Origin of the sequence: Mesorhizobium sp. WSM4308, from assembly GCF_002294905.1 — a bacterium.
In the GTDB taxonomy this organism is placed as follows: Bacteria; Pseudomonadota; Alphaproteobacteria; order Rhizobiales; family Rhizobiaceae; genus Mesorhizobium.
This window is the reverse complement of the sequence record NZ_NSFW01000009.1, coordinates 56,304-81,816: the sequence shown is the minus strand read 5'-3', so window position 1 is coordinate 81,816 and position 25,513 is coordinate 56,304. Positions and strand designations below refer to the sequence as shown.

The 25,513-nt window shown below is 64.0% G+C and carries 34 protein-coding genes and 1 riboswitch; of the genes, 13 read left to right on the top strand and 21 right to left on the bottom strand.

From position 1 onward, the window contains the following. Positions 1-71 precede the first annotated feature (71 nt). The 13 genes from CK227_RS18035 to CK227_RS17965 form a co-directional block, all read right to left on the bottom strand. Positions 72-1,136, bottom strand: coding sequence for an ABC transporter ATP-binding protein (locus tag CK227_RS18035; RefSeq protein ID WP_095773816.1), 1,065 nt, complete (start codon positions 1,134-1,136; stop codon positions 72-74). Beyond that, on the bottom strand, positions 1,136-1,924 hold the full coding sequence (locus CK227_RS18030) for an ABC transporter permease (protein WP_095773815.1): 789 nt from the start codon (positions 1,922-1,924) through the stop codon (positions 1,136-1,138). The genes CK227_RS18035 and CK227_RS18030 overlap by 1 nt, the downstream gene beginning before the upstream one ends. Beyond that, positions 1,924-2,793 carry an ABC transporter permease gene (locus CK227_RS18025; protein ID WP_095773814.1) on the bottom strand — a complete coding sequence of 290 codons (870 nt, stop codon included), beginning with the start codon at positions 2,791-2,793 and terminating at the stop codon, positions 1,924-1,926. The genes CK227_RS18030 and CK227_RS18025 overlap by 1 nt, the downstream gene beginning before the upstream one ends. A gap of 67 nt (positions 2,794-2,860) precedes the next feature. Then, the gene (locus tag CK227_RS18020; RefSeq protein ID WP_095773813.1) at positions 2,861-3,922 is read right to left on the bottom strand and encodes an ABC transporter substrate-binding protein; all 1,062 of its coding nucleotides are present in this window, start codon (positions 3,920-3,922) and stop codon (positions 2,861-2,863) included. 39 nt (positions 3,923-3,961) lie between these two features. Next, the gene (locus CK227_RS18015; protein WP_095773812.1) at positions 3,962-4,939 is read right to left on the bottom strand and encodes a carbohydrate kinase family protein; all 978 of its coding nucleotides are present in this window, start codon (positions 4,937-4,939) and stop codon (positions 3,962-3,964) included. Beyond that, entirely contained in the window at positions 4,936-5,964 is a 1,029-nt protein-coding gene (locus CK227_RS18010) for an ADP-ribosylglycohydrolase family protein (protein ID WP_095773811.1), read from the bottom strand. The genes CK227_RS18015 and CK227_RS18010 overlap by 4 nt, the downstream gene beginning before the upstream one ends. Positions 5,965-5,967: 3 nt before the next feature. Then, positions 5,968-6,693: a GntR family transcriptional regulator gene (locus tag CK227_RS18005; protein WP_095774021.1), complete on the bottom strand. Its 726-nt coding sequence runs from the start codon at positions 6,691-6,693 to the stop codon at positions 5,968-5,970. A 458-nt stretch (positions 6,694-7,151) separates the two neighbouring features. Further along, complete coding sequence (locus CK227_RS17995) at positions 7,152-7,316, bottom strand: DUF3309 family protein (protein WP_095774020.1); 165 nt, start codon at positions 7,314-7,316, stop codon at positions 7,152-7,154. A gap of 554 nt (positions 7,317-7,870) precedes the next feature. Beyond that, positions 7,871-8,566, bottom strand: coding sequence for an isoprenylcysteine carboxylmethyltransferase family protein (locus CK227_RS17985; protein WP_095773810.1), 696 nt, complete (start codon positions 8,564-8,566; stop codon positions 7,871-7,873). Positions 8,567-8,740: 174 nt separating this feature from the next. Further along, entirely contained in the window at positions 8,741-9,757 is a 1,017-nt protein-coding gene (locus CK227_RS17980; RefSeq protein ID WP_095774019.1) for an ABC transporter substrate-binding protein, read from the bottom strand. After that, positions 9,750-10,517 carry an ABC transporter ATP-binding protein gene (locus CK227_RS17975; RefSeq protein ID WP_095773809.1) on the bottom strand — a complete coding sequence of 256 codons (768 nt, stop codon included), beginning with the start codon at positions 10,515-10,517 and terminating at the stop codon, positions 9,750-9,752. Before CK227_RS17975 ends, CK227_RS17980 begins: the two co-directional genes overlap by 8 nt. After that, positions 10,514-11,332: an ABC transporter permease gene (locus CK227_RS17970; RefSeq protein ID WP_179295864.1), complete on the bottom strand. Its 819-nt coding sequence runs from the start codon at positions 11,330-11,332 to the stop codon at positions 10,514-10,516. The genes CK227_RS17975 and CK227_RS17970 overlap by 4 nt, the downstream gene beginning before the upstream one ends. 43 nt (positions 11,333-11,375) lie before the next feature. Then, entirely contained in the window at positions 11,376-11,984 is a 609-nt protein-coding gene (locus CK227_RS17965) for a YkoF family thiamine/hydroxymethylpyrimidine-binding protein (RefSeq protein ID WP_095773808.1), read from the bottom strand. Further along, positions 11,975-12,088, bottom strand: a riboswitch (TPP riboswitch). It overlaps the preceding gene by 10 nt. Between CK227_RS17965 and CK227_RS17960 the strand changes: the two genes are divergently transcribed. Beyond that, positions 12,083-12,376: a hypothetical protein gene (locus CK227_RS17960; RefSeq protein WP_245318171.1), complete on the top strand. Its 294-nt coding sequence runs from the start codon at positions 12,083-12,085 to the stop codon at positions 12,374-12,376. Its footprint overlaps the riboswitch before it by 6 nt. A 103-nt stretch (positions 12,377-12,479) precedes the next feature. Here CK227_RS17960 and msrA read toward each other — a convergent pair whose 3' ends face one another. Next, on the bottom strand, positions 12,480-12,998 hold the full coding sequence (gene msrA / locus CK227_RS17955; protein ID WP_095773807.1) for a peptide-methionine (S)-S-oxide reductase MsrA: 519 nt from the start codon (positions 12,996-12,998) through the stop codon (positions 12,480-12,482). Between the two features lie 174 nt (positions 12,999-13,172). Continuing rightward, positions 13,173-14,720 (bottom strand): glycosyltransferase family 39 protein, encoded by a 1,548-nt coding sequence (locus CK227_RS17950; RefSeq protein ID WP_095773806.1) that lies wholly within the window; start codon positions 14,718-14,720, stop codon positions 13,173-13,175. A 197-nt stretch (positions 14,721-14,917) separates the two neighbouring features. Here CK227_RS17950 and CK227_RS17945 point away from each other — a divergent pair, with 197 nt between their 5' ends. Further along, the gene (locus CK227_RS17945) at positions 14,918-15,625 is read left to right on the top strand and encodes a hypothetical protein (protein ID WP_095773805.1); all 708 of its coding nucleotides are present in this window, start codon (positions 14,918-14,920) and stop codon (positions 15,623-15,625) included. Positions 15,626-15,720: 95 nt separating this feature from the next. Here the strand turns inward: CK227_RS17945 and CK227_RS17940 are convergent, their stop codons facing one another. Then, positions 15,721-16,191 carry a GNAT family N-acetyltransferase gene (locus tag CK227_RS17940; protein ID WP_095773804.1) on the bottom strand — a complete coding sequence of 157 codons (471 nt, stop codon included), beginning with the start codon at positions 16,189-16,191 and terminating at the stop codon, positions 15,721-15,723. Positions 16,192-17,024: 833 nt separating this feature from the next. Here CK227_RS17940 and CK227_RS17935 point away from each other — a divergent pair. Continuing rightward, on the top strand, positions 17,025-17,261 hold the full coding sequence (locus CK227_RS17935) for a hypothetical protein (RefSeq protein WP_095773803.1): 237 nt from the start codon (positions 17,025-17,027) through the stop codon (positions 17,259-17,261). A 102-nt stretch (positions 17,262-17,363) separates the two neighbouring features. On the opposite strand, the gene CK227_RS17930 is transcribed toward CK227_RS17935, so the two are convergent. After that, a complete protein-coding gene (locus tag CK227_RS17930; protein ID WP_095773802.1) occupies positions 17,364-17,699 on the bottom strand; it encodes a hypothetical protein in 336 nt (111 codons plus the stop codon). Next, on the bottom strand, positions 17,692-18,105 hold the full coding sequence (locus CK227_RS17925; protein ID WP_095773801.1) for a hypothetical protein: 414 nt from the start codon (positions 18,103-18,105) through the stop codon (positions 17,692-17,694). The genes CK227_RS17930 and CK227_RS17925 overlap by 8 nt, the downstream gene beginning before the upstream one ends. A gap of 332 nt (positions 18,106-18,437) precedes the next feature. Here CK227_RS17925 and CK227_RS17920 point away from each other — a divergent pair, with 332 nt between their 5' ends. From CK227_RS17920 to CK227_RS17905, 4 genes are all read left to right on the top strand, one after another. After that, on the top strand, positions 18,438-18,707 hold the full coding sequence (locus CK227_RS17920) for a hypothetical protein (protein WP_095773800.1): 270 nt from the start codon (positions 18,438-18,440) through the stop codon (positions 18,705-18,707). Between the two features lie 113 nt (positions 18,708-18,820). After that, positions 18,821-19,126, top strand: a complete 306-nt coding sequence (locus tag CK227_RS17915; protein ID WP_095773799.1) for a hypothetical protein — start codon at positions 18,821-18,823, stop codon at positions 19,124-19,126. A 56-nt stretch (positions 19,127-19,182) separates the two neighbouring features. Next, positions 19,183-19,305 (top strand): DUF3309 family protein, encoded by a 123-nt coding sequence (locus CK227_RS17910; protein ID WP_095773798.1) that lies wholly within the window; start codon positions 19,183-19,185, stop codon positions 19,303-19,305. Between the two features lie 71 nt (positions 19,306-19,376). Further along, a complete protein-coding gene (locus CK227_RS17905) occupies positions 19,377-19,682 on the top strand; it encodes a hypothetical protein (protein WP_010910423.1) in 306 nt (101 codons plus the stop codon). A 59-nt stretch (positions 19,683-19,741) separates the two neighbouring features. On the opposite strand, the gene CK227_RS17900 is transcribed toward CK227_RS17905, so the two are convergent. After that, positions 19,742-20,167 (bottom strand): DoxX family protein, encoded by a 426-nt coding sequence (locus tag CK227_RS17900; RefSeq protein WP_095773797.1) that lies wholly within the window; start codon positions 20,165-20,167, stop codon positions 19,742-19,744. Between the two features lie 225 nt (positions 20,168-20,392). On the opposite strand from CK227_RS17900, the gene CK227_RS17895 reads away from it, so the two are divergent. Next, entirely contained in the window at positions 20,393-20,761 is a 369-nt protein-coding gene (locus CK227_RS17895) for a VOC family protein (protein ID WP_179296476.1), read from the top strand. A 57-nt stretch (positions 20,762-20,818) separates the two neighbouring features. Here CK227_RS17895 and CK227_RS17890 read toward each other — a convergent pair whose 3' ends face one another. After that, positions 20,819-21,778, bottom strand: coding sequence for a prohibitin family protein (locus CK227_RS17890; protein ID WP_095773796.1), 960 nt, complete (start codon positions 21,776-21,778; stop codon positions 20,819-20,821). A gap of 718 nt (positions 21,779-22,496) precedes the next feature. On the opposite strand from CK227_RS17890, the gene CK227_RS17885 reads away from it, so the two are divergent. The 4 genes from CK227_RS17885 to CK227_RS17870 all read left to right on the top strand — a co-directional run bounded on the left by CK227_RS17885 (position 22,497) and on the right by CK227_RS17870 (position 23,961). Continuing rightward, a complete protein-coding gene (locus tag CK227_RS17885) occupies positions 22,497-22,676 on the top strand; it encodes a DUF3606 domain-containing protein (protein ID WP_010910426.1) in 180 nt (59 codons plus the stop codon). 205 nt (positions 22,677-22,881) lie between these two features. Continuing rightward, positions 22,882-23,343: a GFA family protein gene (locus CK227_RS17880; RefSeq protein WP_095773795.1), complete on the top strand. Its 462-nt coding sequence runs from the start codon at positions 22,882-22,884 to the stop codon at positions 23,341-23,343. A 109-nt stretch (positions 23,344-23,452) separates the two neighbouring features. After that, positions 23,453-23,689 (top strand): DUF982 domain-containing protein, encoded by a 237-nt coding sequence (locus tag CK227_RS17875; RefSeq protein ID WP_095773794.1) that lies wholly within the window; start codon positions 23,453-23,455, stop codon positions 23,687-23,689. A 26-nt stretch (positions 23,690-23,715) separates the two neighbouring features. Then, positions 23,716-23,961, top strand: a complete 246-nt coding sequence (locus CK227_RS17870) for a DUF982 domain-containing protein (RefSeq protein WP_095773793.1) — start codon at positions 23,716-23,718, stop codon at positions 23,959-23,961. Between the two features lie 127 nt (positions 23,962-24,088). Here CK227_RS17870 and CK227_RS17865 read toward each other — a convergent pair whose 3' ends face one another. Continuing rightward, positions 24,089-24,391 (bottom strand): hypothetical protein, encoded by a 303-nt coding sequence (locus CK227_RS17865; protein WP_095773792.1) that lies wholly within the window; start codon positions 24,389-24,391, stop codon positions 24,089-24,091. Between the two features lie 160 nt (positions 24,392-24,551). Between CK227_RS17865 and CK227_RS17860 the strand changes: the two genes are divergently transcribed. Further along, positions 24,552-25,454: an alpha/beta hydrolase gene (locus tag CK227_RS17860; RefSeq protein WP_095773791.1), complete on the top strand. Its 903-nt coding sequence runs from the start codon at positions 24,552-24,554 to the stop codon at positions 25,452-25,454. The last annotated feature ends 59 nt before the right edge of the window (positions 25,455-25,513 follow it).

The window sequence follows — 25,513 nt, the reverse complement described above, 5'->3', positions numbered from 1 at the left end:
GAATGCTCCGGACTTATGCCCGGCTATGCTGTTCCCTATTGTCCCCCGTCTGGCAAGAGCCGGAGCGAGGATCAGGTCGCAGCAATCAGCACCGTGCTTTCCGGCGACCAGCGCAGCACCACATCCTGCCCTTCCGCCAGCCTGTCGGCGCCGGTGTTCTGCACGATCACCTTCAGTGTCTGGCCGGCACGCTCGACGAAATAGGTGCTGTTGTTGCCGGCGAAGATGCGTTTGGAAACCTGGCCCTTCAGCATGTTCGCATCGCCATCCACAGCCCCGGCATCGGTGCCGATCCGGATGCGCTCGGGCCGCACGGCGCAGCTCGCCTTGGCGCCGGCGGCAAGCGTCGCACCCGCGCCTGCGGCAATCGCCGTACCATCCTGCAGGCGGATGCCGTTGCCGGTCGTATCGCCGCGAAAAATGTTGGCGTCGCCGAGAAAGGTGGCGGCGAATTCGCTTCTCGGCCGATCGTAGATCTCCTCCGGCGGCCCCTCCTGCACCAGCCTGCCGTCGCGCAATATGCCGATGCGATCGCTCATCGTCAGCGCCTCTTCCTGGTCGTGGGTGACGAAGATGGTGGTGATGCCGATCTCGCGCTGGATGCGCTTCAATTCGATCTGCATGTCGACGCGCAGCGCCTTGTCGAGCGCGCCGAGCGGCTCGTCGAGCAGCAGCACGCGCGGCTTGGTGACGATGGCGCGCGCCAGCGCCACGCGCTGGCGCTGGCCGCCGGAGAGCTGGTGCGGCCGGCGGCCGCCGAGCTTGCCCAACTGCACAAGGTCGAGCGCGCGCTGCACTTCGGTCGCAATAACCGCCTTGGCCTCGCCCCGCACCGAAAGGCCGAAGGCAACATTGTCGGCGACGCTCATATTGGGGAACAGTGCATAGTTCTGGAACACCATGCCGATGCGTCGCTTCTCGACCGGCACCCGCTCCACGCTCTCGCCGCCGATGGAAATGCGGCCGGAGTCAGGAAAATCGAAGCCGGCGATCTGCCTGAGCAACGTGGTCTTGCCGCTGCCCGACGGACCGAGCAGCGCATAGAAGCCGCCATCGGCGAAGTCGATGGAGACATCGTCCAGCGCCTTGTGCGCGCCAAAACTGCGCGAGACATCAGATACCTGCACGCCGGCCATTATTTCTCTCCGCCGAATTTGAAGAAGCGCGCCGTGAGCAGCATCAGCGCCATCGACACGACAATGATGATGGTCGAGACAGCATTGATCTCGGGCGTGAACCCTTTGCGGATCGCGGCATAGATCTCGACCGGCAGCGTCGTCTGGCCGGGCGTCGACAGGAAGTAGGACACGACGAACTGGTCGAACGACACGGCAAAGGCAAACAACCCGCTGGCGATGACGCCCGGCATGATCCAGGGCAGCGTGACACGAACTGTGACCTGCCACTGATTGGCGCCGAGCGAGCGCGCCGCCTCCTCCAGTTCCGGCGCGAAGGTCTGCAGCCGCGCCGAGACGACGACGATGACATAGGGCAACGCCAGCGCGACATGGCCGAGCAGAATGGCGAACAGGCCGCGTCCGATGCCGACGCCGAAGAAGAAGATCAGCATCGCCGTGCCGGTGATCAGCCAGGGAATGGCGATCGGCGGGAAGAGCAGCGCCTGCAGGACCTTCTTGCCGCGAAATTCGTAGCGGAAGAGCGCCAGCGACGCCGCCGAGCCGAGCACCACGCTGATAATGGTGGTGAGGATTGCGATCTCCAGGCTGTTCCAGGTCGCGGCAATCAGCTGGTCGTTCTGCCACAGCGAGGCGTACCATTCGGTCGTCCATTCGAACGGCAGCTGGTAGAAGGGCGAGACGTTGAACGACATCAGCGCCATGATGATGATGGGAAGATAGAGGAAGGCGAGCAGCAGCCCGATGTACAGCCGGCCAAGTCCTTCCAGGATGCGGGTCGTCGCCATCACGCAGCCCTCCGCAGCACCGGCGAGGCGATCGCCAGGATGACCAGCACGACGGCGAGCAGGATGAAGGATAATGCCGCCCCCAGCGGCCAGTTGAACACGGCGACGAACTGGTCCTCGATCACGGTGCCGTAGAAGGTGCCGGTGCGCCCGCCGAGGATGCGCGGCTCCATGAACGAGCCGACGACGGGGACAAATATGAGCGCGGCACCGGCCACTAGACCCGGCATCGACAGCGGAATGATCACCCGCTTCAGCACCTGCAGCCGCGAGGCGCCGAGCGAGCGCCCGGCCTCGATCAGCGAGTCGTCGATCGCCTGCAAGGTGAGATAACAGGTCAGCACCATGTAGGGCACGTAGGAGTGCACCAGCCCGATGATGACGGCCGGGTAGGAATACATCAGATCGATGTTGATCTTGAACGGCAGCACGGCGTTCAGCGCCGTATCGAGGATGCCGCCTTCGCGCAAAACCATCGCCCAGGAGAAGATGCGCACCAGCCCGTTCGACCAGAACGGCAGGATGACGAGCAAGAAGATCGCTTCGCGGCTGCGCCCCTTCAGCACCTTGGCGAGCACGTAAGCGGCGGGATAGCCGATGACGATGCACCACAGCGTCACTTCGAGGCCGAGGCGCAGCGAGGCGAGCAGCAGCGTGAGATAAAGGCTCTGCGAGAAGAAGGCGGCATAGTTGCCGAGCGTGAAAGCCCAGGGCTTTCCCGACAGCGGCAAGTCGGTCATGAAGGAGAAGAAGACCATGGCCGACAGCGGCAGGAAGATCGCCACCGTCAGCCAGATATAGGCCGGCGCCAGCAGCGGCAGAGCCGATCTCAACCCGCTGCGCGATGCGGTCGCGCTTTGTGCCGCCATGCCACCCTCCTCCCCAGGATTGAAAGGACCAGCCGGCGCGAACCGCCGGCTGGTTCGGACGTGCGTTTTATTTCACGTCAACCTTGAGCTGCTGCCAGAGCGCCAGATAGGCCTCGCGCTGGGCATCGGTGATCGGCGCCTGGAACTGGATGCGCTTGGCGACCTCTGGATCGCCCATCACCTTGCGGTTGAAGGCATCCTGAGGCAGCGCCGCGACGGCCTTGGTGTTGGCGGACACAGGGGCGCCGACTTTGGTGACCCATTCGACGTAGAATTTCGGGTCGATCATCCAGTTGATGAAGGCCTGCGCGCCCTCGACATTCTTGGAGCCGACAGGAATGGAGAAGGCATCCAGCCAGGCGACGGCGCCCTCCTGCGGAATGACCAGCGAAACCGGCAGCTTGAAATGCGTCTTGGCGCGATCGGCCGAGCCGCTCCAATAGGTGCCGATGTCGATCTGGTTGGAGGCGACCATCTGGTTCCAGTCGTTCTCCGAGCTCCAGAACGTCTTGATCTGCGGCATCAGCGAGGTGAGCTTCGTCTTGACCGCATCCATATCCTTGATGTCGTTGATGTTCTGACCGGTGGCGATAGCGCCGAACTGCACCGCCTCGACGGCGTCGTCGCGAATGACGACGCGACCCTTGTGCTTGGGATCCCACATTTCGGCGATCGACGTCGGCGGCTTGTCGAAGGATTTTTCATTGATGGCGAGCGCGGTCAGGCCCCACACCCATGGCACGCCATAGACCTTGCCGTCATGGTCGAGCATCGGCGAACCGGCCTTATCCTTGCTGATGTCGGCATAGTTCGGCAATTTCGACGTATCGATCGGCTGGATCAGTTTTTCCGCCATCGCCTGGTCGTTGAAGGCGGCGTTGATCATGACCACGTCATAAAGCCCCGGATTGGTCCGGATCTTGGTCAGCATTTCCTGTTCGGAATTGAAGAAGTCGTTGACGACCTTGTTGCCGGTCGCCTTCTCGAAGGCGGCGACCGCCCAGGGCTCGTCGGCGCCGTAGCCTTTCCAGTTGAGCACATGCACTTCTGCGGCATTGGCGGCCAGCGTGAGTGCGGTGGTGAAAACGGCAGTCGCCGTCAGCAGGGCAGTCAATCTTGGCATGCGCATGTCGGTTCCTCTCATTGTTTGCCCGCTTGGCGGGGCTTGTCAGGCTGTCTGATGGGCCTTCTGGTTCTGGCCCGGCGCGCCGGTCGCGGCGGCCTGGCTCAGGAAAATCTGGATTTCCGCATCGGTCGGCGCCGATGAGCCGCCATGGCGGGTGACCGAAATGGCCGCCGCTGCATTGGCGTAACGCCCCGCCTCGAAGGGCGGCGTACCGCGCGCCAACGCACTAATGAAAGCGCCGATATGGGTGTCGCCGGCGCCGTTGGTGTCGACTGCCGTGACCTTGAAGCCGGTAATGGTCTGCGCCATGCCGTCGGCCAGCCTGATATGGCAGCCCTTGGCCGCCGAGCGGATGACGACGCCGGCGGCCCGGGGGCAATGGTCGGCGAGCAGCCGCGCCGCCAGGCTCTCGACGTCACCGGAGCCGGCAATGTCGGCGGCCTCCGCCGCGTTGCAGCTGAGCCAGGTGGTGCGGGCAAGCACTCGCGACAGGATCCGGCGCGGAATGTCCGAAATGATCGGCGTCGGGTCAAAGACGAACGGCGTTTGCGCAGGAAGCGCCTCGATCCAGTCTGTGAGCGCGTCGCGGCTTCCCGCATAGCTCAGCGTATAGCCAGAGGTGAACACCCAATCGTCCGGCGCCACCGATACGGGCGCCATCATGTCGAGGGTGAGCACACTTTCTGCCCCCGGCCACGAGACGAAAGTGCGCTCGGCATCGCTCGAGATCATGGCGACGCAATTGCCGCTGTCCATCGCAAGCGATGGCGGCGTCAGTGTCTCGATGCCTTCTGCGGCGAAGGCGGCGCGCAGGAAATCGCCGTTCGGCCCGCTGCCGAGCTGGCCGCCGAACACCACTGTCATGCCGGTGCGGGAGGCCGCGACCATCATGTTGAAGCCGCCGCCGGCGACCTGGGCAAAGCTCGATGCCGTCTTCTCGGTACCCGGCGCGGGCAAGGCGTCGATGCGGTAGACATAGTCGACCACCGCGCTGCCGATATGGACGAGGCGCCCGCTCATTCGGCCGCGTCCTTGCCGAACCCGGTCTTGGCCACCCTTGCCGCCACGAGATCGGCGGCAAGCGCGCGCACCTCTGACATGTCGATGCCGACAAGCCTGGCAATATGCTGCTGCGGCAACAGTGAAAAGCCGGTGCAGGCGCCGGCCATACCGGCCGCGATGGCGCCGATCGTGTCGGTGTCGCCGCCGAGATTGGCGCTGATCACAGCCGCTTGCCAGGGATCGCCCCCGGCGACTTCCAGCACAGCGAAGGCGGCCGGAACCGATTCCTGGCTGGCAACGCCGGTGCCGACCAGGTCGGTGATCAGCCGGATCGCATCCCCCGCCACTTTGCCGCGCACCAGATCCTGCGCCCAGACGATACGCGAGGCGATGTCGCCGCCGGTCACCCAATGGCCAAGTGTCGCCCCTCGCCTCGCCGCCGCGACGGCACTGTCGGAGGCGGCGCGCCAGTCGCCGCCGGAAACGCCACGGCTGACGGCCGCCGCGACCGCTGCGGCCGAGGCTATGGCAATCGAGGTGTTGTGCGTGGCGCGGCAGGTCTCGGCCACCTTGGCGACGAACGCGTCGAGCGGCCCCAGCGGCATCATGATGCCGACAGGCGCGATGCGCATGGCAGCCCCATTGGTGTCGCCGGTGCGCCCCGCTTCCTCGGCCGGCACGCCCTTGTTGATGGCGTCGATGGCGCGCTTGGTCGACGGCCCCAGCAGATCGTAGCTGCCGCGCGCCTTGACCTCGCGCTCCCAGTCGAGCAGCGCGTTGACCCAGCGCGTGTGGTCGAAGCGCTCGCCTGAAACAACCAGGATGCGGCCGAGCAGCAGCGCCTGTTCGGTATCGTCGGTAATTGTGCCGGCCAATAATCCCTTCGACACGGGATGCTCGGCGAAGGGCGCGACGAAATCGTCGACACGGCCGTAGAGCTCGGCGATGCGCGCCGGCGACAGGAGCTGCGTCGGCATGCCGAGCGCGTCTCCCAGCGCCCCGCCGACAAGCGCGCCCATGGCGCGATCAAGCGTGTCCGGCATCGCTCAGAACCTCATATGCAGCGCGAAATGCGCCGGATTGAGCAGGCTGGTGACATATTCGATCGGCCGGTCGTCGGCCGCGCGCGTCAGCCGCCGCCCGCGCAGGAAGGGCGTGCCTTGCGGGCAACCCAGGATGGCCGCGTCCTCGGCGTTGAGCATCTCGATGCCGACCCATTCCTCGCCATGGTCGGGGATGAGGCCGGCGCCGCGCAGCGTCTGGTGCAGCGATCCTTCGCGCAGGCCGCGCAGCGGCACATCCTCAAGCTCCGGCGACAGCGGCAGGCGGCTGCGCTCGATGGAAATCGCGTGGCCATCGCTGGCATTGGTGCGCACACGGTCGACGGCGATGAAGAAGGGGCTTTCGATCTCCAGCAAGGCAGCGAGATCGGCGTCTTCGATGATCTCCAGCCGCAGCGTCCTCGTTTCGGCATTGGCGCCGGCATTGGCCAGCGCCCGCGACCAGCCGATCGCGTCGTCGACCGGCTTGCCGTCGAAGGTGACGAAGGAGCCGATGCCGACCTTGGTGGTGATCAGCCCACGGCTGGACAGTTCCTCGAGGCCCTTGCGGACCGTGTTGCGGCTGACGGAGAAGCGCTGGACGAGCTCGTTCTCGCTTTGCAGGCGGTCTCCGAAGCCGAGCACGCCGGAGCGGATTTCATGTTCCAGAACGGTCGCGATCTGCTCGGGCTTGCCCGTTCCGGGAGACAGTTGAACCATGCGCCGCTTCATATGCATACCTGTTCAATGAACCTGTATAGTCCTGTTCAATATATGGCTGTAAGCCTCCTGTCAATGCGATGCCGAGACCCCAGGCAGCGACTGGAAATTGCCTGTTTCGGACAATGGCGTCAGCAAGATCGCCAATGACGTGCCGAGCAAGGGCTCCGGCCAGCCTTCGTCGAGGCGTTGGTCAGACAGCTGGAAGCCCGGGTGGAACCATCAGCGACACCGACGGCACAAGCGTCTCCCCGGCAAAATGCCCGCTCCGGGATACCGGGGCGGGCCTTGGAGGAGGATGAAGGGGGGGACCCTCTCCTCTTGTTTCCACGGGGGGTGTGGACCGAAATCACCATACGCCAGTCCCGCGTGACGGCGGATCACAAGCCGGCTGGCTTGCATCACAATCCGGTGCGCCTCGGCCCCGACATGGTCACGGGATTGCGATCATCCCGGCGGCTTGTAAGCCGCTAGATGCGCCCTAGTACGACGAGGATGATGATGATCAGCAGCACAAGCCCGAGCCCGCCGCCGCCATAGTAGCCGGTTCCATAAAACGGCCCGCCGCCGAGCCCGCTAAAGCCGCCAAGCAGCGCGAGGACAAGAAGGATGATGAGTATTGTGCCTAAGGTCATGGTTCCCGCTCCCGTGGGCGCTGGTGCGCCGGTTTCGAACACCGTCACTTGCGGTGTTTCGAAAATGAGAACGTTCGAGCCGCCTTACCGTTCCGCCCCTAATGTTCGCCGGCGAAGGAAGGATCCGATACCCCGACAGATACGGGGTAGGAATTGACAGCGCCCGACACGCGGGAAGCCCGCCCGAGAGACGGGCTTCCGAACGGCCGGAGGTCAGACCGTCAAAAAGGTTCACGCCGATTGGGCACGTCGATTCCTGGCGCCCCTGGCTTCAGCGACGGGCGATCAAAAGGCAGAGCTGACGCAGGTCGCGATCATAGCTGCCCTCGCTGCTGAGCACGTCGACACAGCGCTTCTTCATGCGCGCCACCTGGCTGTTGGACATCTGGGCCACGACGCCCGGCAGGCTTGGATGATTGGGATTGCTCGCGTACGAGGGATTGCTCGAGCTGGACGGATTGCTTGGATTGGTTCCGCCACCAATGCCGACGCGCGGACCGGTATGGCGACCGACCGATCGCGGACCCCAGCCTCTTCAATCGACAATCCTGCCCTTAAAACAGGCGGTAGAACAGCCTGTAGCGCACACGTTCCATGTAAGCGCGATACTCCGGTTCGGCGGCCAAAAGGGCCTCCTCGCGCAGGATGCGATACAGCTGCATGTAGGTGATTACCGCATAGACAGCGAGGTTGTGGAAGGAAAAGGCCGACAGCAGATAAAGCACATGGCCGGCGAGGTAGCCGGCATAGATCGGGTGCCGCACAATCCGGTAGGCGCCGCCCGTCATCACGCCGCGATTGCCAGGCAGGATGGCAAAGGAACGGCCAAGCGATATCTTGCCCCAGATGACGAACAACAGCGCAACAAACTGCAGCGGCGCGGCGAAATAGACCGGAACAAGCGCTATGCCAGGCTGGAGGCTGATCAACGCGACACCGAAACTGGCGGTCACGGAGACGACGACCGTAAGCGGATTCCAGTCACGCGTCACCGGACGCCGCGACAGAAGCAGCCAGGTGAAAGTGAGGATCTCGGAAATCGCCACCAGCGCGGCGTTGATCCGGGTCGGGTCCTCCACGAGCTGGGACATGCCGCGATAGACGAACAGCCCCGCGCAGGCCAGGGCACAGAGGCGAAAAAAGCCTTCGCGCAGATCGACCAGTATGTCACGCTTTCGCGCCGCGGAGAAAAATCCGCCCTCATTATTATGCGAAAACGCTTCACTTTTTGACGTGAGCAACGCAAACACCCCGATGATCCCTCGAAGCGACCATTGCACGCAACCATTGCCGGGGGGTTAACCGGGACGATCGGATCGGCATCAAACGGGACAACTCCTGCGAAAGCATGCGGGTGCGGGACGCCCCCCGCATGCGAACCTAACGGAACAGGCCGTCCGATACCGGGTGATGCTTGTCCAGCCTCATCCCAAATTCAGATTTACGAAATACTTCGTGAAATCAGGGCGCTGCGTCAGGATCTTACCATCAGCGTCGCGCAAGATGCCCGCTTTGAAGAGATAGTCGCCGATGGCGTCCATCTTGGCCGGATCCATCGTGCCGATGGCGCCGTTCTTCGCGCGCAGATAATGCCCGTCGATCAGCGCCTTCAGCGACGCCTCGATCAACGCCGGACTGGTCAAGGCATCCTTGTTGGCGGCGATCAGCAGCGCTGCGGCTTCGGCTGGATGATCGATGGTGAACTGATAACCGCGCCGCGTTGCCTGAATAAAAGCCGACGCCAGTGCCGGGTTTGCTTTGAGATAGGCTTCGCTCGAGGAGATCAGCGTCGTATGCTCGTCGGGCACACCGTAGTTGGCATAGACGAAGCTGCGCTGCTTGATGCCTTTGAGTTCGGCCTCGACGCCCTCCCAGGTCGAGACTTCGAGCGTGAAGTCGACAGAGCCATTGGCCAGCGCTTCATAGGCGGAAGTGCCGAGCGTCACCCCTTCGAAATTGCCCTTGCCGCCGTCATGGCGGATGATGGTCGAGATCAGTGCGTTTTCCCAGGCGCTGCCGAAACCGCCATAGGTCAGGCCGTCAAGGTCCTTCGGACTTTTGATCTCGCTGCGCGCCGCATTGAAGACCACGCGGCCGGTTTCCGACTGCACCACGGCGTAGACGGCCTTCAAGTCGGCCCCGGCGGTCTTCTGGGTGAACAGGCTGATGGTGCCGTTGATGCCGAAATCGGCAACGCGGTTGGCGACGAGCGTGCCGGCGCCGGTATCACTGTAGGGCAAAATGTCGACCTCGAGGCCGGCCTCGCGGTAAAATCCCTTGTCGCGGGCGACGAACAGCCCGATGTGGTTGGTGTTGACAGTCCAGTCCAGCGCGACGGTGATTTTTTGCGTGGCGGCGAAGACACGGCTCGCTCCGGCGATCAGCGGAAGACCGCTGGCAAGGGTGAGCAGCAAAGCCTGCCGGCGTGTCAGATCAGTCATGGTCATGTCCTTTGGATGGTTGGGGGTTGAGCAAGATGTCGAGGATCTCGGCCTCGAGTGCGCCGGCCTGTTGCGCGGCGGCGCCGGTCGGATCGCGCGGACGCGGCAAGGGCACCGTGATCTCGCGCAGCACACGGGCCGGGCGCGCCGACAGCACATAGATGCGGTCGGACAGGAACACCGCCTCGCGCACATCATGGGTGATCAGCAGCGCCGTCCAACGATGGTGCCGCCACATCTGCTCGAGCCAGCGCTGCATGGCCGCGCGGGTCAGTGCGTCGAGCGCGCCAAACGGCTCGTCGAGCAAAAGCATGTCGCGCTCCTGCACCACGGTGCGCAAAAGCGCCGCGCGCTGGCGCATGCCGCCGGAAAGCTGTGCCGGAAAATGCCGCTCGAAGCCGGCAAGCCCGAACTCGGCAAGCAGCGGCGCGACCCGCGCCCGCGCCGCCTGGCGTCCGACGCCTTGCACTTCCAGCCCGAGTGTCGTGTTGTCGAGGATGCGCCGCCACGGCATCAGGGCGTCGCGCTGCGGCATGAATGCGAAATGCCGGCCATGGTCGTCGAGCGGCATGTCGTCGAACAACATCTCGCCTTCGCCATGCTCGGCACCCGTCAGAAGCTGGAACAGCGTCGACTTGCCGGCACCCGAAGGCCCAAGGATCGAGACGAATTCGCCGGCACCGACGCTGAGCGAAATGTCGGCGAGCACGTCGAGGCCGCCAAACGCCTTGCGCACATGCCGCAATTCGAGCCGGCTCATCGCCCCGGCCCCTTCCCTGCCGGCTGGCGGTCGATCCGTTCCCAGGGCATGGCGAGGCGCTGCAAGAGCGCCGTCAGCCCAAACAGGATCAGCGTGAGTGCGGCACTGACGCCGACCGCGGCCAGCACCAGATCGGGGCGGAAATTGTTCTTGGCGTTGAGCATGTAGATGCCTAGTCCCTTGGCCGCACCGGCATATTCGGCGAAGATGGCGCCGACCACGGCATAGGTGATGGATATCCGCAGGCCGGCGAAGAAATACGGCAGTGCCGAAGGCAGCCGCGCCAGCACGAAGACACGCCAGCACCCTGCCCCCATGGCGCGCAGCATCTGACCGATCTCCACCTCGGTCGCCTCGTAGCCCTGCACCAGAGCCACCAGCATCGGGAAGAAGGTGACCAGTGCCACCAGCATGATCTTCGGCGTCAAACCGAAGCCGAACCACAACACCACCAGCGGCGCGATGGCCACCAGCGGCAAGGTCTGGCTGACGATGAAGACAGGAAACAGCGCCCGCCGCAGCGGCTGGAAGAAGTCGACCAGCATAGACAGCGCGAAAGCGGCGCCGAGCGAGCAGGCAAAGCCCATCAGCGTGGCGCGGATGGTGGGAATGGCGTTGTCGATCAGCGCCTCGCGATTGAGCATTGCCTGTTCGAAGACGCGCGACGGCGCCGGCAGGATCGTCGGTTTGATGCCGGAATAATTTGCGTAGAGTTCCCAGGCCACGAGCAGCAACCCGACCGACATCACGGCCGGTGCTGCCTTGGCGAAGAGACCCGCGAGCTGCCGCGGGCGGCTTGACGACGATGAGACCAAGAGAGGATAACCTTGACGGCCGCGCGACGAAGGCGCGTTCTGTTCAGACAGCGGTGGGGCTGTTGGCGGAAACCGTGACGTCAAGGGTTACGTGGCCGGCGCCCGGCCCGAAGCGGCAGAAGGCTTCATTCAGCGCCGAAAAGATCGCGCCGGTATCGCCGCGCAGTTTGGTGCAGAAGTTCTTGGAGCGATCGTAGACGCCGGACTGTTTCAGGAAATCGATGCAGCCATAGATCTCATCCATGTGGTCGCCGGTGCCCATCACATAGAGCGAGAATTGCGCCGCCGCCGGCTGGCCGGTGGCAGCAGCATTGCGCACGGCGGTGATGGCGGCTTCCTTGCGCGGCCCGAGCGGCCCGACAGGCCCGCCAAACGCGTCGGAGCGGCAGATCGGATCGTCCGGCTCGCCGGGACAGCCGCGCGAAATGGCGGCCGACAGCACGCAATGCTTGCCGCTCCGCGCCGCCGCCACGAACAGGTCGCGCAGCGCCGGGAACAACACTTCGGGTGGCCCGACCAGCAAGGTCGAGATGTCGTCGGTCTCGATACGGAGCCTGTCCCGGTAGGGGTCGAGCGCGCCGAGCGCGCCCAAGATGACACCGACGAAATCGTCGGCCATGGGATAAAGGGAAATCTGTGCGCCTGAAAACATCGCCCGCCTCGCTCCGCTGGTATTACCCAGATCAGCTTCTAGGGTCTGTGGGCTTGCCGCCCCCGTCTCAGCCCCGACCGTACGGAGCACCCCTGTGGATGAGCGCGTTAAAGCACCATTCCAACGGAAGGGGAAGCCGTTTTTTCAGCGCACCGGGCCAAAAGCGTTGCACCAGCAACACCGCAAACGCCATGGATGGGTCCGGCGGCAGCGGCCGGTCAGTGACTGTAGACCCGAGCACGCCGGCTTCGCCCGATACGGTCGATCCGGCAATTACCAACAGCACGACCATCGCGCCGGGCGACATGAACTCCGATGCGGATCGCAATTGCCCGACCAATCCGCAAGGCGCGCAGTCCGATGCCAACGGCAACGCGACGGCCCCACCGTGAACGACAACAACTGCGGCAAGTAAGTGATTGCCCAAACTGAAAAAGCCGCCGGACATCCGGCGGCTTTTCGATATCATTCCCAACGATGCTTTTTGCCCAATCGTTAGGATGCGGCCTTCTCGCGAACCGGCAGCTTCCAGCCCGGCCTGACGAAGTGGCAGGTGTAGCCGTTTGGATATTTCTCCAGATAGTCCTGATGCTCGGGCTCGGCATCCCAGAAGGCACCGGCCGGCGCGACTTCCGTGACGACCTTGCCTGGCCACAGGCCGGAGGCATCGACATCGGCAATGGTATCTTCGGCGACGAGCTTCTGCTCGTCGCTCGTATAGTAGATCGCCGAACGGTAGCTCAACCCGACATCATTGCCCTGGCGGTTGCGCGTCGTCGGGTCGTGGATCTGGAAAAAGCGCTCCAGCAGCGTGCGATAGCTGATCACTGCCGGATCGAAATTGATCTCGATGGCTTCGGCATGGGTGCCGTGGTTGCGATAGGTGGCGTTGGCCACATCGCCGCCACTATAGCCGACGCGCGTGGAGATGACGCCGGGATAGCGCCGTATCAGATCCTGCATGCCCCAGAAACAGCCACCGGCAAGCACTGCGCGTTCGGTCGAAGTCGCCATGTCACGTCTCCTCAAAAAGCAATTCCAGCTCATGCGAGCGTTTCCCGCCCGGAATTGCGCAGACAAAATTGGATTTCCCAATAGATGGGCATTGTCGTCCGCTTCGTCCAGTCGCGTGGAAACAACGCGGCCATGAACGAACGATATCACGACGCGATCGGGGATCGAACCGTTTCAGTTGGGCAGATGCCGGGTCGGGCTGTCGACGGCAAGCTGCGGATAGAGCGTGCCCGGCGGAATGGCAGCAAAGCTGATTGCCAAAGGCGGCGCCGTGCGCGACCAATTGAAAAGAACGGTCTTGACCGGGAGGTTGCCCAGCCATGTCCGCAACTGCGGCGGCACGCCATGTCCTCGCCAAACCATCAGCATGCCGTGGTCGCGCAAGCGCTGCCTGGTGATCCAGGGCGCCAACCGGGTGTCAAGATCGGTGAAGATCGACGGCTTGTCATAGGCATTGAGGCCAGCCAGCAAGGCCACCTGGGTATCGCCGCCGACAATGTCGAGCCGGCCGGGCGCCGCCGCGTGCCAGACCGCCTCGGCCTCGTCCGCGATCGGCTCCGCCGGCCAGCAGACGGCATCCAAGCGCCCCCGCACATTGCAGCCCGTCCAGCGCAGCGCAGCATAGGCGCCCGACACGGTGACGATGCAGAGGAACGCGCAGATCGCCAGCCTTCGCATCTCGATGGCGCCGAGCCGGTGGCCGAGGAAGGCCAGCACCGTGACACCGACAAGATTGTACATCGGCGCGCCCCAGGACTCGCCGGTGCCAATGAACAACGAGGCCACCATGATCAGGGTCCCCGGGCCGAGCCCCATCCACACGAGATAGACCAGAATGCTGCGCTCGACGGGCACTTCGGGGGCGGGCGAGCGCCGCAGCAGGCCTGATATTGCCAGCACCAGAAGAAGGCCGGAGAGTCCGGCCATCTGGACACCTATGTAATAAAGGCGCGCCCGGTGTTCGGCCACCCATTGGTCGCGGGCGGCGAAATAGGTCAGCGGCAGGAAATCGATGCGGTAGAGCGCGATGGCCAGCGGTGTGGCAACGGCGAGAAAAACGGCAAGGCCGAGCCATGGCCAGGGCGTCGCCAGCCGGCTGCGCGCGCGTGCGTCGCGCAACAGCCAGAGCGCGCCGAAGGCAAGCAGCAGGCCGGTGGAGAACTTGGCATAGAGCCCGACGCCCGACACCAGTCCAAGCGCCAGCCACCAGCCCGGCCCGCCGCCACGGCCGGCGCGCCAGAGCAGCCAGCAGATGGCCGCCCAGAACGGCATCTGCGCGTAGTCATGATTGAATTGCGGGGTCGGCCAGCCGAAGAAATAGAGCGACGGCATCAAAAGCACGGCGGCCAGCGCACGGCTTTGCCCGAGCATGTCGCGGGCCAGCAGGTAGACCAGGACGAAGGTCGACGAGATCGTCAGCTGGGCAACCAGATATTGCGGCCAGCGGAACGATCCGGTCAGAAGATGGCTGGTTTCGAGCAGCCAGCCTGGAAGCTGTGGGTGCTTGTAGGTCAACAGCACCCATTCGCGGCCCCACATGAAACCTTCCACCACATCGCCGGGCGGGGCGGGATCGATCAGTGCCGGCGCCACCGTCCAGCACAGGATCTGCACCAGGCACAAAAGCGCCAGCAAATACCAGGGATGGCGGAGCAGGCCGGGCCATACCGATGACGAGTCGAGGCCGGCGGAAGTCAGCCCCGCCGGCGCCCAACCATCCATGGAGTCGTTTATTCCCACCATGCGGCGCTTAAATCACATCGTCCGGTTTGCCGAACAGTCCCCATAATCAAAGCTTACGAAAAAGTATACTTGCAAGCCATTGCAAAACCAAGATTGGGCAGGAATTTCGGCGCTCCGCTGCCCTCCCCCGGCAGAACACCCGCCCATTTGGTCCTGTCTGAACATCCCTGATATCGATGCGTCACCACCATGCCGTCATCCACCATCGCGCGCTCGACTTCTGGCTGGCACGTGCGGCTGTCCTCGTCATCATCTGTTTGCAGCTCCTGGTGATCAACGATCTTTCGTTCGGCCCGCGCTGGCTGGCGCCGGCGCTGGAGGCCGCCCTGCTCGTGCCCCTGTCCGTCGCCACCGCCTGGACACAGGTCGCCAGCCAGAAAGCGGTCGAGGAGGAGCACTGGTATCTGGTCGGCCGGTTTCGCGTCATCATCCGCAGGACGGCGCTGGTGATGACCGGCGTCGTCAGCGTCATGAATTGTGGTTCGCTGGTGTTCCTGGTGCGCGCCTTGCTGGCGGGCCATGCCGGCTCCAGCGGCCAGACGCTGCTGATCGACGCGCTCAACATCTGGGTCACCAACGTCATCGTCTTTGCCTTGTGGTTCTGGAGCACGGACCGCGGCGGGCCGCCGACATGCGGCCTCGTCAATCGCGCCCATTCCGACTTCCTGTTCCCGCAAATGACCTTGAACGACCGCGAGATCCGCGACTGGCTGCCGGGCTTCGTCGATTATTTCTTCCTCGCCTTCACCAATGCGACGGCATTTTCGCCGACCGACACCTTGCCGCTGTCGCAGCGCGCCAAGCTTTTGATGATGGCCGAGTCGATGATATCGCTACTGACGATCGCACTGGTCGCCGCCCGCGCAGTCAACATCCTCGCCTAGGCCCAGAAACGCGAAAATAGCCCGCCCGGCGAACCGGAGCGGGCTATCGGATGGTTTGCGCCCAAAGCTGGAGCGCGAGGTCGACGATCTCACCCTCAATCCGCGCCGAGATCGCGTTCGAAAACCACCTGGTCGCGCAGCGGAATGCCGTTCACAAGCAAGCCTTCGGGGTAACCGGTCGATGGCCCGAAGGCATCCTGCACGATGCGAGACATTCGAAAGCCCTGTCTTTGGTAAAATCGCAAATTGCCGATATCGGCCGCCGCGGTCGACACGATCAGGCGCCGGCCGTAACGCTCGCGGCAGCGGGTGACCGCCGCCGCGACAAGGGCACGCCCCAGCCCCTCGCTCTGTCTTGCCGGACGGACCGCCAGGCTCTTGAGCTCGAAGACACCGCCCTCGCCTGTCTCGATGAGCTGCACGTGGCCGATGATCCTGTTGCCCTCTCGCGCGACCAGCACCTCGCCCTCATCGATATAGCTGGAAACCTGCGTGGGGGAATCGTCGGCAAGGGCAAACAGCGGCAGCAGTATTTCGCGGTCCCCATCATATCGTTCAATCTGCATCCGTAACCCCGGGCTGGATCAACGCCGCCGCGAGTTCGGCAACCTTTCATCGGGATATAGCAGTGGCCGGGCGGGCGCCACAAACGCAAAAAGCCCGCCTCGGCGCGGGCCGAGGCGGGCATTGGCTCGATCGAGCCGTCAGGCGCGAATTCTCGGACGCACGGCAAGCCTTCGTAGGCAGGAATGAACGTGAAGATACTGGCCGTCGATCGCGCCCCGCCGCGTGCAATCCGTCACCCAAACCAGCCAAACGTAAGGCTAACCACCAAGACCGCGATGAGGATTGAGAGCGGCACCGCCATGAACAGCCCAGCCTCTAATAATCGGGTTTCCTTGTCACTGAACATTAGGCCCTGCCTCAACAAGCTTCGCTCAGATAGAAGCTGCGAAGCCTGTTTCCGTTCCGAATACCGGCGACATGCGATCGACGAGCGATTTGGCTCAACATGGTTGCCTGGAGATCGAAATCAGTTCGGTTTCCCCAATGATGCCGGCCATGTATTTTGCAATGATACGGGAGGCCAGCGCATCATTCGATTGGTGCCCCATTCCGCCCCGAAAAAGGCGTTTCGGAGCGATTTCAGCGGGAGCTAATTGAATCGCGGTTTTTCAAGGAGCGAGCAGCTGTCGAAAAACCCGCCGGCCGCAGCCAGCGCGCCTCGCCCTTCCTTCGTTCGCACGTTTCGCTGATAAGAGCAGGGGTGCAAATATCTTCACCAGTCGGCGCTGCCATCTCAAGGCCCTGCCGGTCAGGCCCAGTGGCCTTCCGCTGCCAGTCCCCACTAGCAACCAAGCCGCTGGGCCGCAGGCATGATTTGCGCCACATATGCGGCATGAAGGCGCTGAACAGAAGGTATTGCTCGATGCTCCGGACAGACAATGGCGCGGCACTGAGGCTTTCAGATTTTGCCGATCCCAACGATGCAGTAATTGCCGCAATCGAGCTCTATGGGCCGGAAGCGCAGACCGCAGCGGCCTACTGCGCCATGGAAGCACACTTCGCCGGGCGACTGGCCGATTTCCGCCTCTGGTGCGAGGTCTTTCGCGTCTTCAAAACCAGATTCCATTGAGAGGCACATATATCGGGCTGCGCAGCCATCAGCGCGTTCTCGCAGTGCAGCCTGCCTCATGAAGCAACCATCGGAAATGCGAAAGCCCGCTTCGGCGGCCTTTCAGTCTTCCGTCGCCGACTTGAACTTCTGCACGATCACCTCGAACAGAATATCCGAAAAGGCGTCCAGATGGTTGATGGCGGCATCGAAATCCCTGGGCAGCACCGACAGCACGATCTTCAGATACTGGTCGGGCTTGTCGGCCCGCACCTCGGCGATGACGCCGGCGCCATGCGCGCGGAAATCGGCCCGCAAGGCGGCGAGAAAGTCATCGCCCAGCGTCTTCTTCGTCCGCGTCGCGCGAGTCTTCGGCGCCAAGGCAGCCCTGGCGACGGGCTTGCGCCTTGCCGGCTTTGTCATGCGGCGCGCCGGCCCGGCGGCGGCTTCGTCAGCCATCGACTTGATCCATGGTGCTGGCTGCGTTTGCGCAAGCCGCCAAGCCGGTCTTCGGCACCGATCTGGCCGGGTTCCTCGCGCGGGATTTCCTTTTCGCCACCTTGGCCCTCTTCGCGCGCTTCGGCTTTGCGGTCGCGGCGGGTTCTGGCGCACTGGCGCGTTTTGCCACGCTGGCCTGCGCCCTGAGCCGCGCCAGGACGAGACCCATGGCGTGGCCGCCAATGCCGGCCTGGGAAAAACCAAAGCCACCTCCAGCATCCCGCACCATGCCAATCAGCACGCCCGATGCAACCGGCTCGACGCGCCCCAACCGCACCTTCGGCGGCGCGCCCTCGAACGCGCCGATGGCGCTGACGATTTCGCGACCGTCATCGTCGGTGATGATCGTGGCGTAGCGTTGGCTCATTGGATTTCCCGCAAAGGTCGCGCCCTACGGCCCGCCAGCATACAAAGTTGGCGGCCGGCGGCTGCCAAGGCGCCAGAAACACAAAACCCGCCTCGGCGGCGGGTCGTTGGCGCAAATCAGCACCATGGACAAATATGTAGCATGGCTGCCCTCACCCGGTCAAGGAAAAAATTCCTAGATCATGGAACCTCTCAAGCCTCCTTCTCGATCAAGCCCCGCGCCGTCGCCGAAACCCGAACCGGATAGCCGGCTTTTCATCAGCCGGCAGCTGTGGGACCATCAGAAGAAGCTCATGGAATGATTCGCGTCGTACGGCCTTGCAGGAGAGGGCGATGGACAGACCAGCCATGGCATCCGTCTTCAGGATGCGGCATGCTCCAGCCACGGTTTCCGGTGTGCGCAGCACCGGTCAGGGCCAGGCTGATCCGATCATCCGCGTGAACTCGCTTGGCGACGCGATCCGCTTCGTCGCCAACGCCTACCCCAACTACGACATCAGCGCCGTCGCCATCACCTGCGGCGATCCGTCGATCCCGCGCCTCGGCAGCCTGGACGTCAAGGCGGTGTGGCGCGAATATGGCGAGCGCCTGACGCAGGAATAGGCGCCTCGGACGCTTCACGTGGACACCTCAATGCAACACAAGCAATCAGGGTCGTTTTGCGGTGACATGAGAATTCGGTCTATAGTCAGCTATCGGGATCGGAGCGCGTTACCGTGGGAGATCAAAAAGGTCGCGAGCAGCGTTCGCCGCCGGCGGACAAGGAACTCTCCTATGAGCGCGATGGCAGGGATGCCTATGGCGAGAACAACAAGTCGAAGCGCAAGGCCATTCCGCTGTTCAAGGCGCGGTCCAATCGCCAGGGCCGCCATGGCGCCAAGATCGCCGTCGCCGGCATGACAGGCGAACTGCGCGACGCCGACGAAGCGAAACTTCAGGCGGCCGACTTTAAGGCATCGACGCCGTGGAAGACCAAGTCGCCGGACATTCCGCTGGGTGATTATCTGAAGCGGAAGGGCTAGCCGGTGCCCGCATCCGGCGGATTGGTATCCCCGGCGCCTTCACCATCATCACCGTCATGCTGGTCCTGGTCGGCGTGTTCCCGGTCTGGCCATGCTCGCGCGGCTGGGCCTGGCGGCCTACAGGGACAGCTGCGGCGATCCTGCTGCTGGTGGTCGTGCTGTTCTCCGACAGGATCTGACGCGTCCGCGCCTGGCTTCGGATCGGAAACGCCGCTGGTGCGTTTCCCCTTTGGTCAATGGAGGGAACCCCATGAACGTCGCCAATCTGCAACTCGAAGGCCTGCTGATGGCCGTCGCGTCGATCAACCACGTCCTGGTTCGCAAGGGGGTGCTGACATCGGAGGAGATCGACATCGCGCTGCGCAAGGCCGAGGCCAGTGAAACCGGCGAGGAGCGATCCAACGGCATGTCGGCGTCGAGCCGCGACGCCGTCAATTTTCCGATCCGGCTGCTGGAACTCGCCAACCAGTGCCAGCCGGAGGCCGACATGCCGTCCTTCTCGAAACTGGCCCGCATGGTCGGCCAGATGAAGGAGCCCTATAACGATCAGCTGTGAGGCCCGGGCAGTTCACCGTTTCACGCAAACGGCGAACTCCTCCGATCTTGTAGCTCGTCTCAAGCCTTGCCCGGCCAGCCAAGGTTCAGCGCCAGCGTCCGTCCCGGCCCGTGGACGGCGGCGAAGAGCAGGCCGGCGGCGAACGGGAAATGCGACATGAAGGCGCCGAACTCGGCCTGGTTCGAGGCCCAGTGCGACGGGCCGTGGAAGGCAAAGCCGAGGAAGGTGACATAGACTGCCGCGACCAGCGCCGCCGGGGTCAGGAGGGCGCCGGTCAGGAAGGCTATCACCAGCAGCGTCTCGAGGATCGCGGCGCACCACGCCAGAAACAGCGGAAACGGGAAGCCGGCGGCGGCGATGTAGCCGGCGGTGGCGCCCATGTCCATGAACTTGAAGACCACCCCCATCAGGAACATGGCGGCGAAGACCAGGCGGGCGATGAGAAGGGCCGCGGTCTGCCACGGCGATTGAGTGATGTCCGGCATTTTGTCTCTCCAGGGTTGCAATGGATATCGACCCAAGGACGAGCGACGTCGTGCAGTTCCGACACCGGCCTGAATTTTTGTCCGCAAGCGCGGCCGCGACGGACGCCGTCGCCGGTCCGGCGCTGACGGACGGGCGCCGTCGCCGGGCCGGGAACCTTGCCGCGACCTGCCCCGAAAGCTACCCTCGCAAAGGGGGCGTGATCAGTTTGTGAGGAGAGCCAGCCTATGGCGACGGTCCGGTATCTCGTCAGCGATATCGAGTTGGCGATAGAATTTTACACCAGCCATCTGGGGTTCGCGCTGCGGCAGCAGTTCGGCCCGGCGATGGCCATCCTGAAGCGCGACGACCTGACGTTCTGGCTCGCCGGCCCGATGGCGTCGGCGGCGAGACCGATGCCGGATGGCCGCACGCCGCAGCCCGGCGGCTGGAACCGCATCGTCATCGAGGTGCAAGACCTGCCGGTGCTCGCCGCCCGGATGCGCGATGCCGGCGTGCCGTTCCGCAACGAGATCGTCGATGGCCCCGGCGGTCGCCAGATCCTTTGCGAGGACCCGTCCGGCAACGTGGTCGAACTTTTTGAACCAAGAGCATGATCCCTTCCGAAGCCCGTTCGGGATCATCATTGGTTTCTTCGTTGCCTCGCTTGGACCTCAGTTCGCCACCGGCGCCGGCGTGCTGAGTTCGAGGAACGGCACCGTCGAGCCGGGGATCATCGACTTCGGCAACTGCCCGTCCCATTTTTCGGCCTTGGTCAGTTCGACCAGCAGCGGATTGTTGGCGAGCGCTGCGGCGCGCGCCTTGATCGCTTCGGCCGTCGCCTCGCCTTCGATCTTGGTCTTGTAGGCGCTGGCTTCGGCTTCCGCCTTGACGCTGTCGGCACGGCCCTTGGCCTGGGTGACCGCGATGTCGGCCTTGATCTTTTCCTGCTGCAGGTTCTGTTCCTGCTTCTGCACTTCCACCTGCGCCGTCATCCGCGCCTCGACCGCCTGCTCATAGGCGTCGGAAAAGTCGATGTTCTCGACCTGGACGCTGTCGATCATCACTGGGCCGTCGGTCACCGACGAGATGGCGTCGGCGACATCCTTGTTGAACTTGGCGCGGTTCTGGATCACCGACACGGCGTCGTACTGGCCAAACACCGTCTTGATCTCCTGCGGCGCCTTGCGGGCGATGACCCGGTCGGCCAGCGCCTCGATCGACCCGTAATTGGTGTAGACGTTCGAGACCTCGGCCGCCGGCACGTGGAAATTGACGGTGACGCGCATGTCGGCCGGCTGCTGGTCACGCGAATAGGCCTGCATGGCCGGCAGATTGCCGCAATCGCTCTGGTTCTCGCAGCCCCATTTCAACACCTGCTGGCGCAGGCTGATCTTCTCGACCCTCTGCAACCACGGCAGTTTGAAATGCAGGCCCGGATCGACGACCGAACTCAACGCGCCATTGGTCAACAGCACGCCGCGGTCACCCTGGTCGATCGTGTACCAAGACCCCATGACGGCACCGATCAGCGCCAGCACGATGGCCAGCGCGACGATGCCGCTGCCGATCGAGCGCGAGCCCACGGCCCCGTGCTGGAGGGCACGGTTCGAATTGCCTTGCGTGTCAGTCATTGCCAACCCCCGTTGTCATTGCCCGATCCCGCGATTGCGCGGAATCATGGAGGCAAGATTGCTCAGATGTGGAGTGCCTCGGCCGCCCGCGCCAGTGAAATCAGATTATTTCGGTTTGCCTGCTGATGGTATGGGGCCGCTGGATGCGATCGCGACCGGCCGCGTCGGCGTTCCTATTTATGGTGCTGCCAGGCGGTTGAACCCAGCCAACGCGTTTGGCACTTGGCGCCAGCTTTCACCAACAAATAGCGATCCCGAAACTTGTCCGTAACCCGCGACGTGATATTGTTAGCTTTGGCTAATGTACAGGCATGTCCGGTGCAACCATTTTGGGGGTGAGTTTTGGGCGCGAGCGTCAGGTTCAGGACGAGGTCCTATCTGGTCCGGTCACCAGTCCTCGAGTGTAATGGCTGTGGCGGCACCGGGCAGGTTTTCCAATGCCCTCGCTGGACAAGCTCCAACGGGCTTTGCTGTCCCGCCGGCACGCATCAGCGCGGCTGCCCCGGCGCCAGCGCTGCTTGCGCCGAATGCGGCGAGGCCGATCCCCATGCCGCGGGCCCCGCCCCTGCATCGGCCTGACAGCCTCGATCCGCGTCGGGCAGGCTTCTGTCCGCCATCTGCCTTGGAACCAGCAGCGCCGATCGCTGTTATGTCTGATCGCGGCATCCTATATACTGATGCCCCGCGACCGTGCGGCTGACAGAAAGCGAGGCACGCCATGCCCGACGACAAAACGAAGATCAAGCAGGACCGCAAGCTGGTTTCGAGCGAGGAGACCTACGAGGTCGCCGCCTTCGCGCGCAAATACGGCATCCCGCAGAGCGAAGCCCAGACCATCATCAAGCGCTACGGCCCGTCGCGTAAGAAGCTCGACAACCACATGGCCGCGCGCGGATAGGCGGGGGCGGCCGCGAGCCGCAACCATTTCGCCGGCATTGCGTTGAAGGATGTTGCGGGCCGCATCGGCCGGGTCGGGAGCACCAGCCCGGTCGGCGGTGCGAACGGGATTTTTCCCGGTTTCTGGCCAACGAAATGGCCAGCATCTGTTCCGCCCGGCCCTTGGCGTGCCAGACTGACGAAAGCCAGACCGGAGGGCCGCGATCATGTCCGACACCACACGCAGAACCGGCAGTTGCCTGTGCGGCGGCGTGCATTTCGTCATCATCGGCCAGCCGACACGCGTCGGCCTTTGCCACTGCAAGGACTGCCGCAAGGCCAGCGGCTCGGCCTATTCGGCCTTTGCGATATGGCCGCGCGACGCCTTCGAGACATCGGGCGAAGTCGCCTCCTACGGCACGCGCAGCTTCTGCCCGACCTGCGGCAGCCGCGTCGCCTGGGTCGGCGACGGTGAAGTCGAGGTGATGCTCGGCAGCCTCGACGTCGCGCCGACCGACCTGGAGCCGCAATATGAATTGTGGATCAGCCGCCGCGAGACCTGGCTGCACGCCTTGCCCGGCACCGAACAATTCGAGCATGACCGGCCCTTTGACGGGCCGGCGCCCGAAGACGCCGCTCCGCCGCCACCGAGGCCTTTGTCCGACGCCGTCGCGCAGACTGAAAATTGATCTTCGGGCCTGGAACCCTCCCTTGTCGACGACGTTATCCGGCGCCCCTCACAAGTGCCGTTGTCCACAACCGCGGTCAGTGTCGGGCGACATGCCACGGAGACGTCAGTTGAACGACAAGATTTTTCCCCGACCGATCCGCCTGAAATTCGCCCCCGAGCGTGAACGCATCGTGCGTAGCGCCTGGGAGGGCCTGGAATGCCTGGGCGACTGGCCTGCCGGCCGAGGCCGGCGATATCAGGCGGCGCTGCGCTGCTGTCGCGATGCGCTGGACGGCTGGACACCGCCGGAAAAGGCGATGCGGGCGATGATCGACGCCGCGCGCGAAGCCCGCATCCTCCAATAGTGGAAAAACCAGAGGCGGGAAGAGCAATGGCCGATGTGATGCTGACGACACCGGTGCGGATCAAGCCGCATGGCTCGGACACAATCCGTGAGGTGGCGACCCTTCAGGACGCCAGTGAAGTCCTGATCGACTGGCCGCAAGCCAGCCGCGGTCCCTTCTACCAGGCCGCGCGCGCAAAGGTCGAAGCGGCGCTGGAAAACAAGGACGGCACGGCGCAGGCGCAGGAAGCCTTTACGGCGCTGTGCGATCATGCCGGCGTGCTGGTTCGCTAACCCAGAAATGCAGGCGGTGCCCCTCGCCTGCTTTTCTGTTGCTGCCGATACCTATTTTTGCGGAGCAGATCGCCATCCACGATCGGATGAGAGGTTTCGAACCCAAAATTCTTCGGCGCCTGGCTTTCTACTTGGCCTGCGGCTGAGCCGGCACCTGGCCCGGCTTGATCACCGGTGTCTTGCCCACGTCGGGCGCCGGTGTCGCCATGCCCTGGTCGCCGGTGGCCGGCGGCTTCAGCACCCCGCCGCAATCATTGAGCTTTTCGCTCAGATTGCCGCCACCTGGCTGCTGCTTGCCTTGATCCGGCTCGACCCGGCATTTGTCGGCCTGCGGAGTCGGGTTGTTGGTGCCCTGCTGCTGATCCGTCTGTGCCGCCGCCGGCACGGCCAGGGCCAGCAACAGCGACGCGATGGCCAGAGGTTTTTTCATCTGAGCCTCCTTTTGCTTTGACGGCCGCCCGCGGCGGCAGCCTGCCTCGCAGGGACAACGCCCAACCGCCCGAAAGGTTGGCGAACAAAGGTCGGCGCTCCGACGCGACCGCCCGCAACCAAATCCGGCCTCCGGCCGTTGCCGGAAAGGAGGCACCACCATGTTCGGCAATTTTCAGTCGATAAAAATCGATACCGGCGATGCCGGCATATTTTTCCGCCGTGCGGGCAACGGTCCGGCGCTGCTGCTCCTGCACGGTTTTCCGCAGACCCATCTGATGTGGCGCGACGTGGCGCCGGCCTTGGCCGAGCGGTTTACCGTCATCTGCGCCGACCTGCGCGGCTATGGCGCCAGCGCGTGCCCGTCGTCCGACAGCGCTCACGCCTCTTATGCCAAACGGACCATGGCCGCCGACATGGCGGCCCTGATGGCCAAACTCGGCTTCGGCAGCTTCATGGTCGCCGGCCATGATCGCGGTGGGCGGGTGGCGTACCGCATGGCCCTCGATCATCCCGGCCGCGTTGAAAAGCTTGCGGTTCTGGACATCGTCGCAACGGCCGACGCATGGGATCGGGCCGACGCCAGGCTGGCACAGGGCTATTGGCCCTGGTCACTGCTGGCGCAGCCCGAGCCCTTGCCGGAGTTGATGCTGCGGGGATCCGCCGAGGCGGTCGTCGACAACGCGCTCGGCGGCTGGGGGTCGTCGCCGTCAACGTTTCCGCCCGAGGTCCGCCAGGCTTACATCGATGCCTTGCGCGATCCCGCCCACATCCACGCCATCTGCGAGGAATACCGCGCGGCATCGACGCTTGACCGCGAGCATGACCATGCCGACAAGGCCGCCGGCCGGCGTATCCGCTGTCCGGTGCTGGCGCTGTGGAGCGGGCAAGGTGCGCTTGCCGACTGGTACGCGGGCGACGGCGGGCCGCTGGCTCTTTGGCGAGGCTGGGCCGATGACGTCCGCGGACGGGCCATGCCCGGCGGTCATTTCTTCCCCGAGGAGGCGCCGCAACAGACCGCTCGGGCATTGGCGGACTTCTTCGGCGAACCGGGTGGGGCCTAGGGGGTCAACCTTGCCGGAGGCGCCAGCACGGTTCTCCGCATCGTGCGATGGGGCAGCAG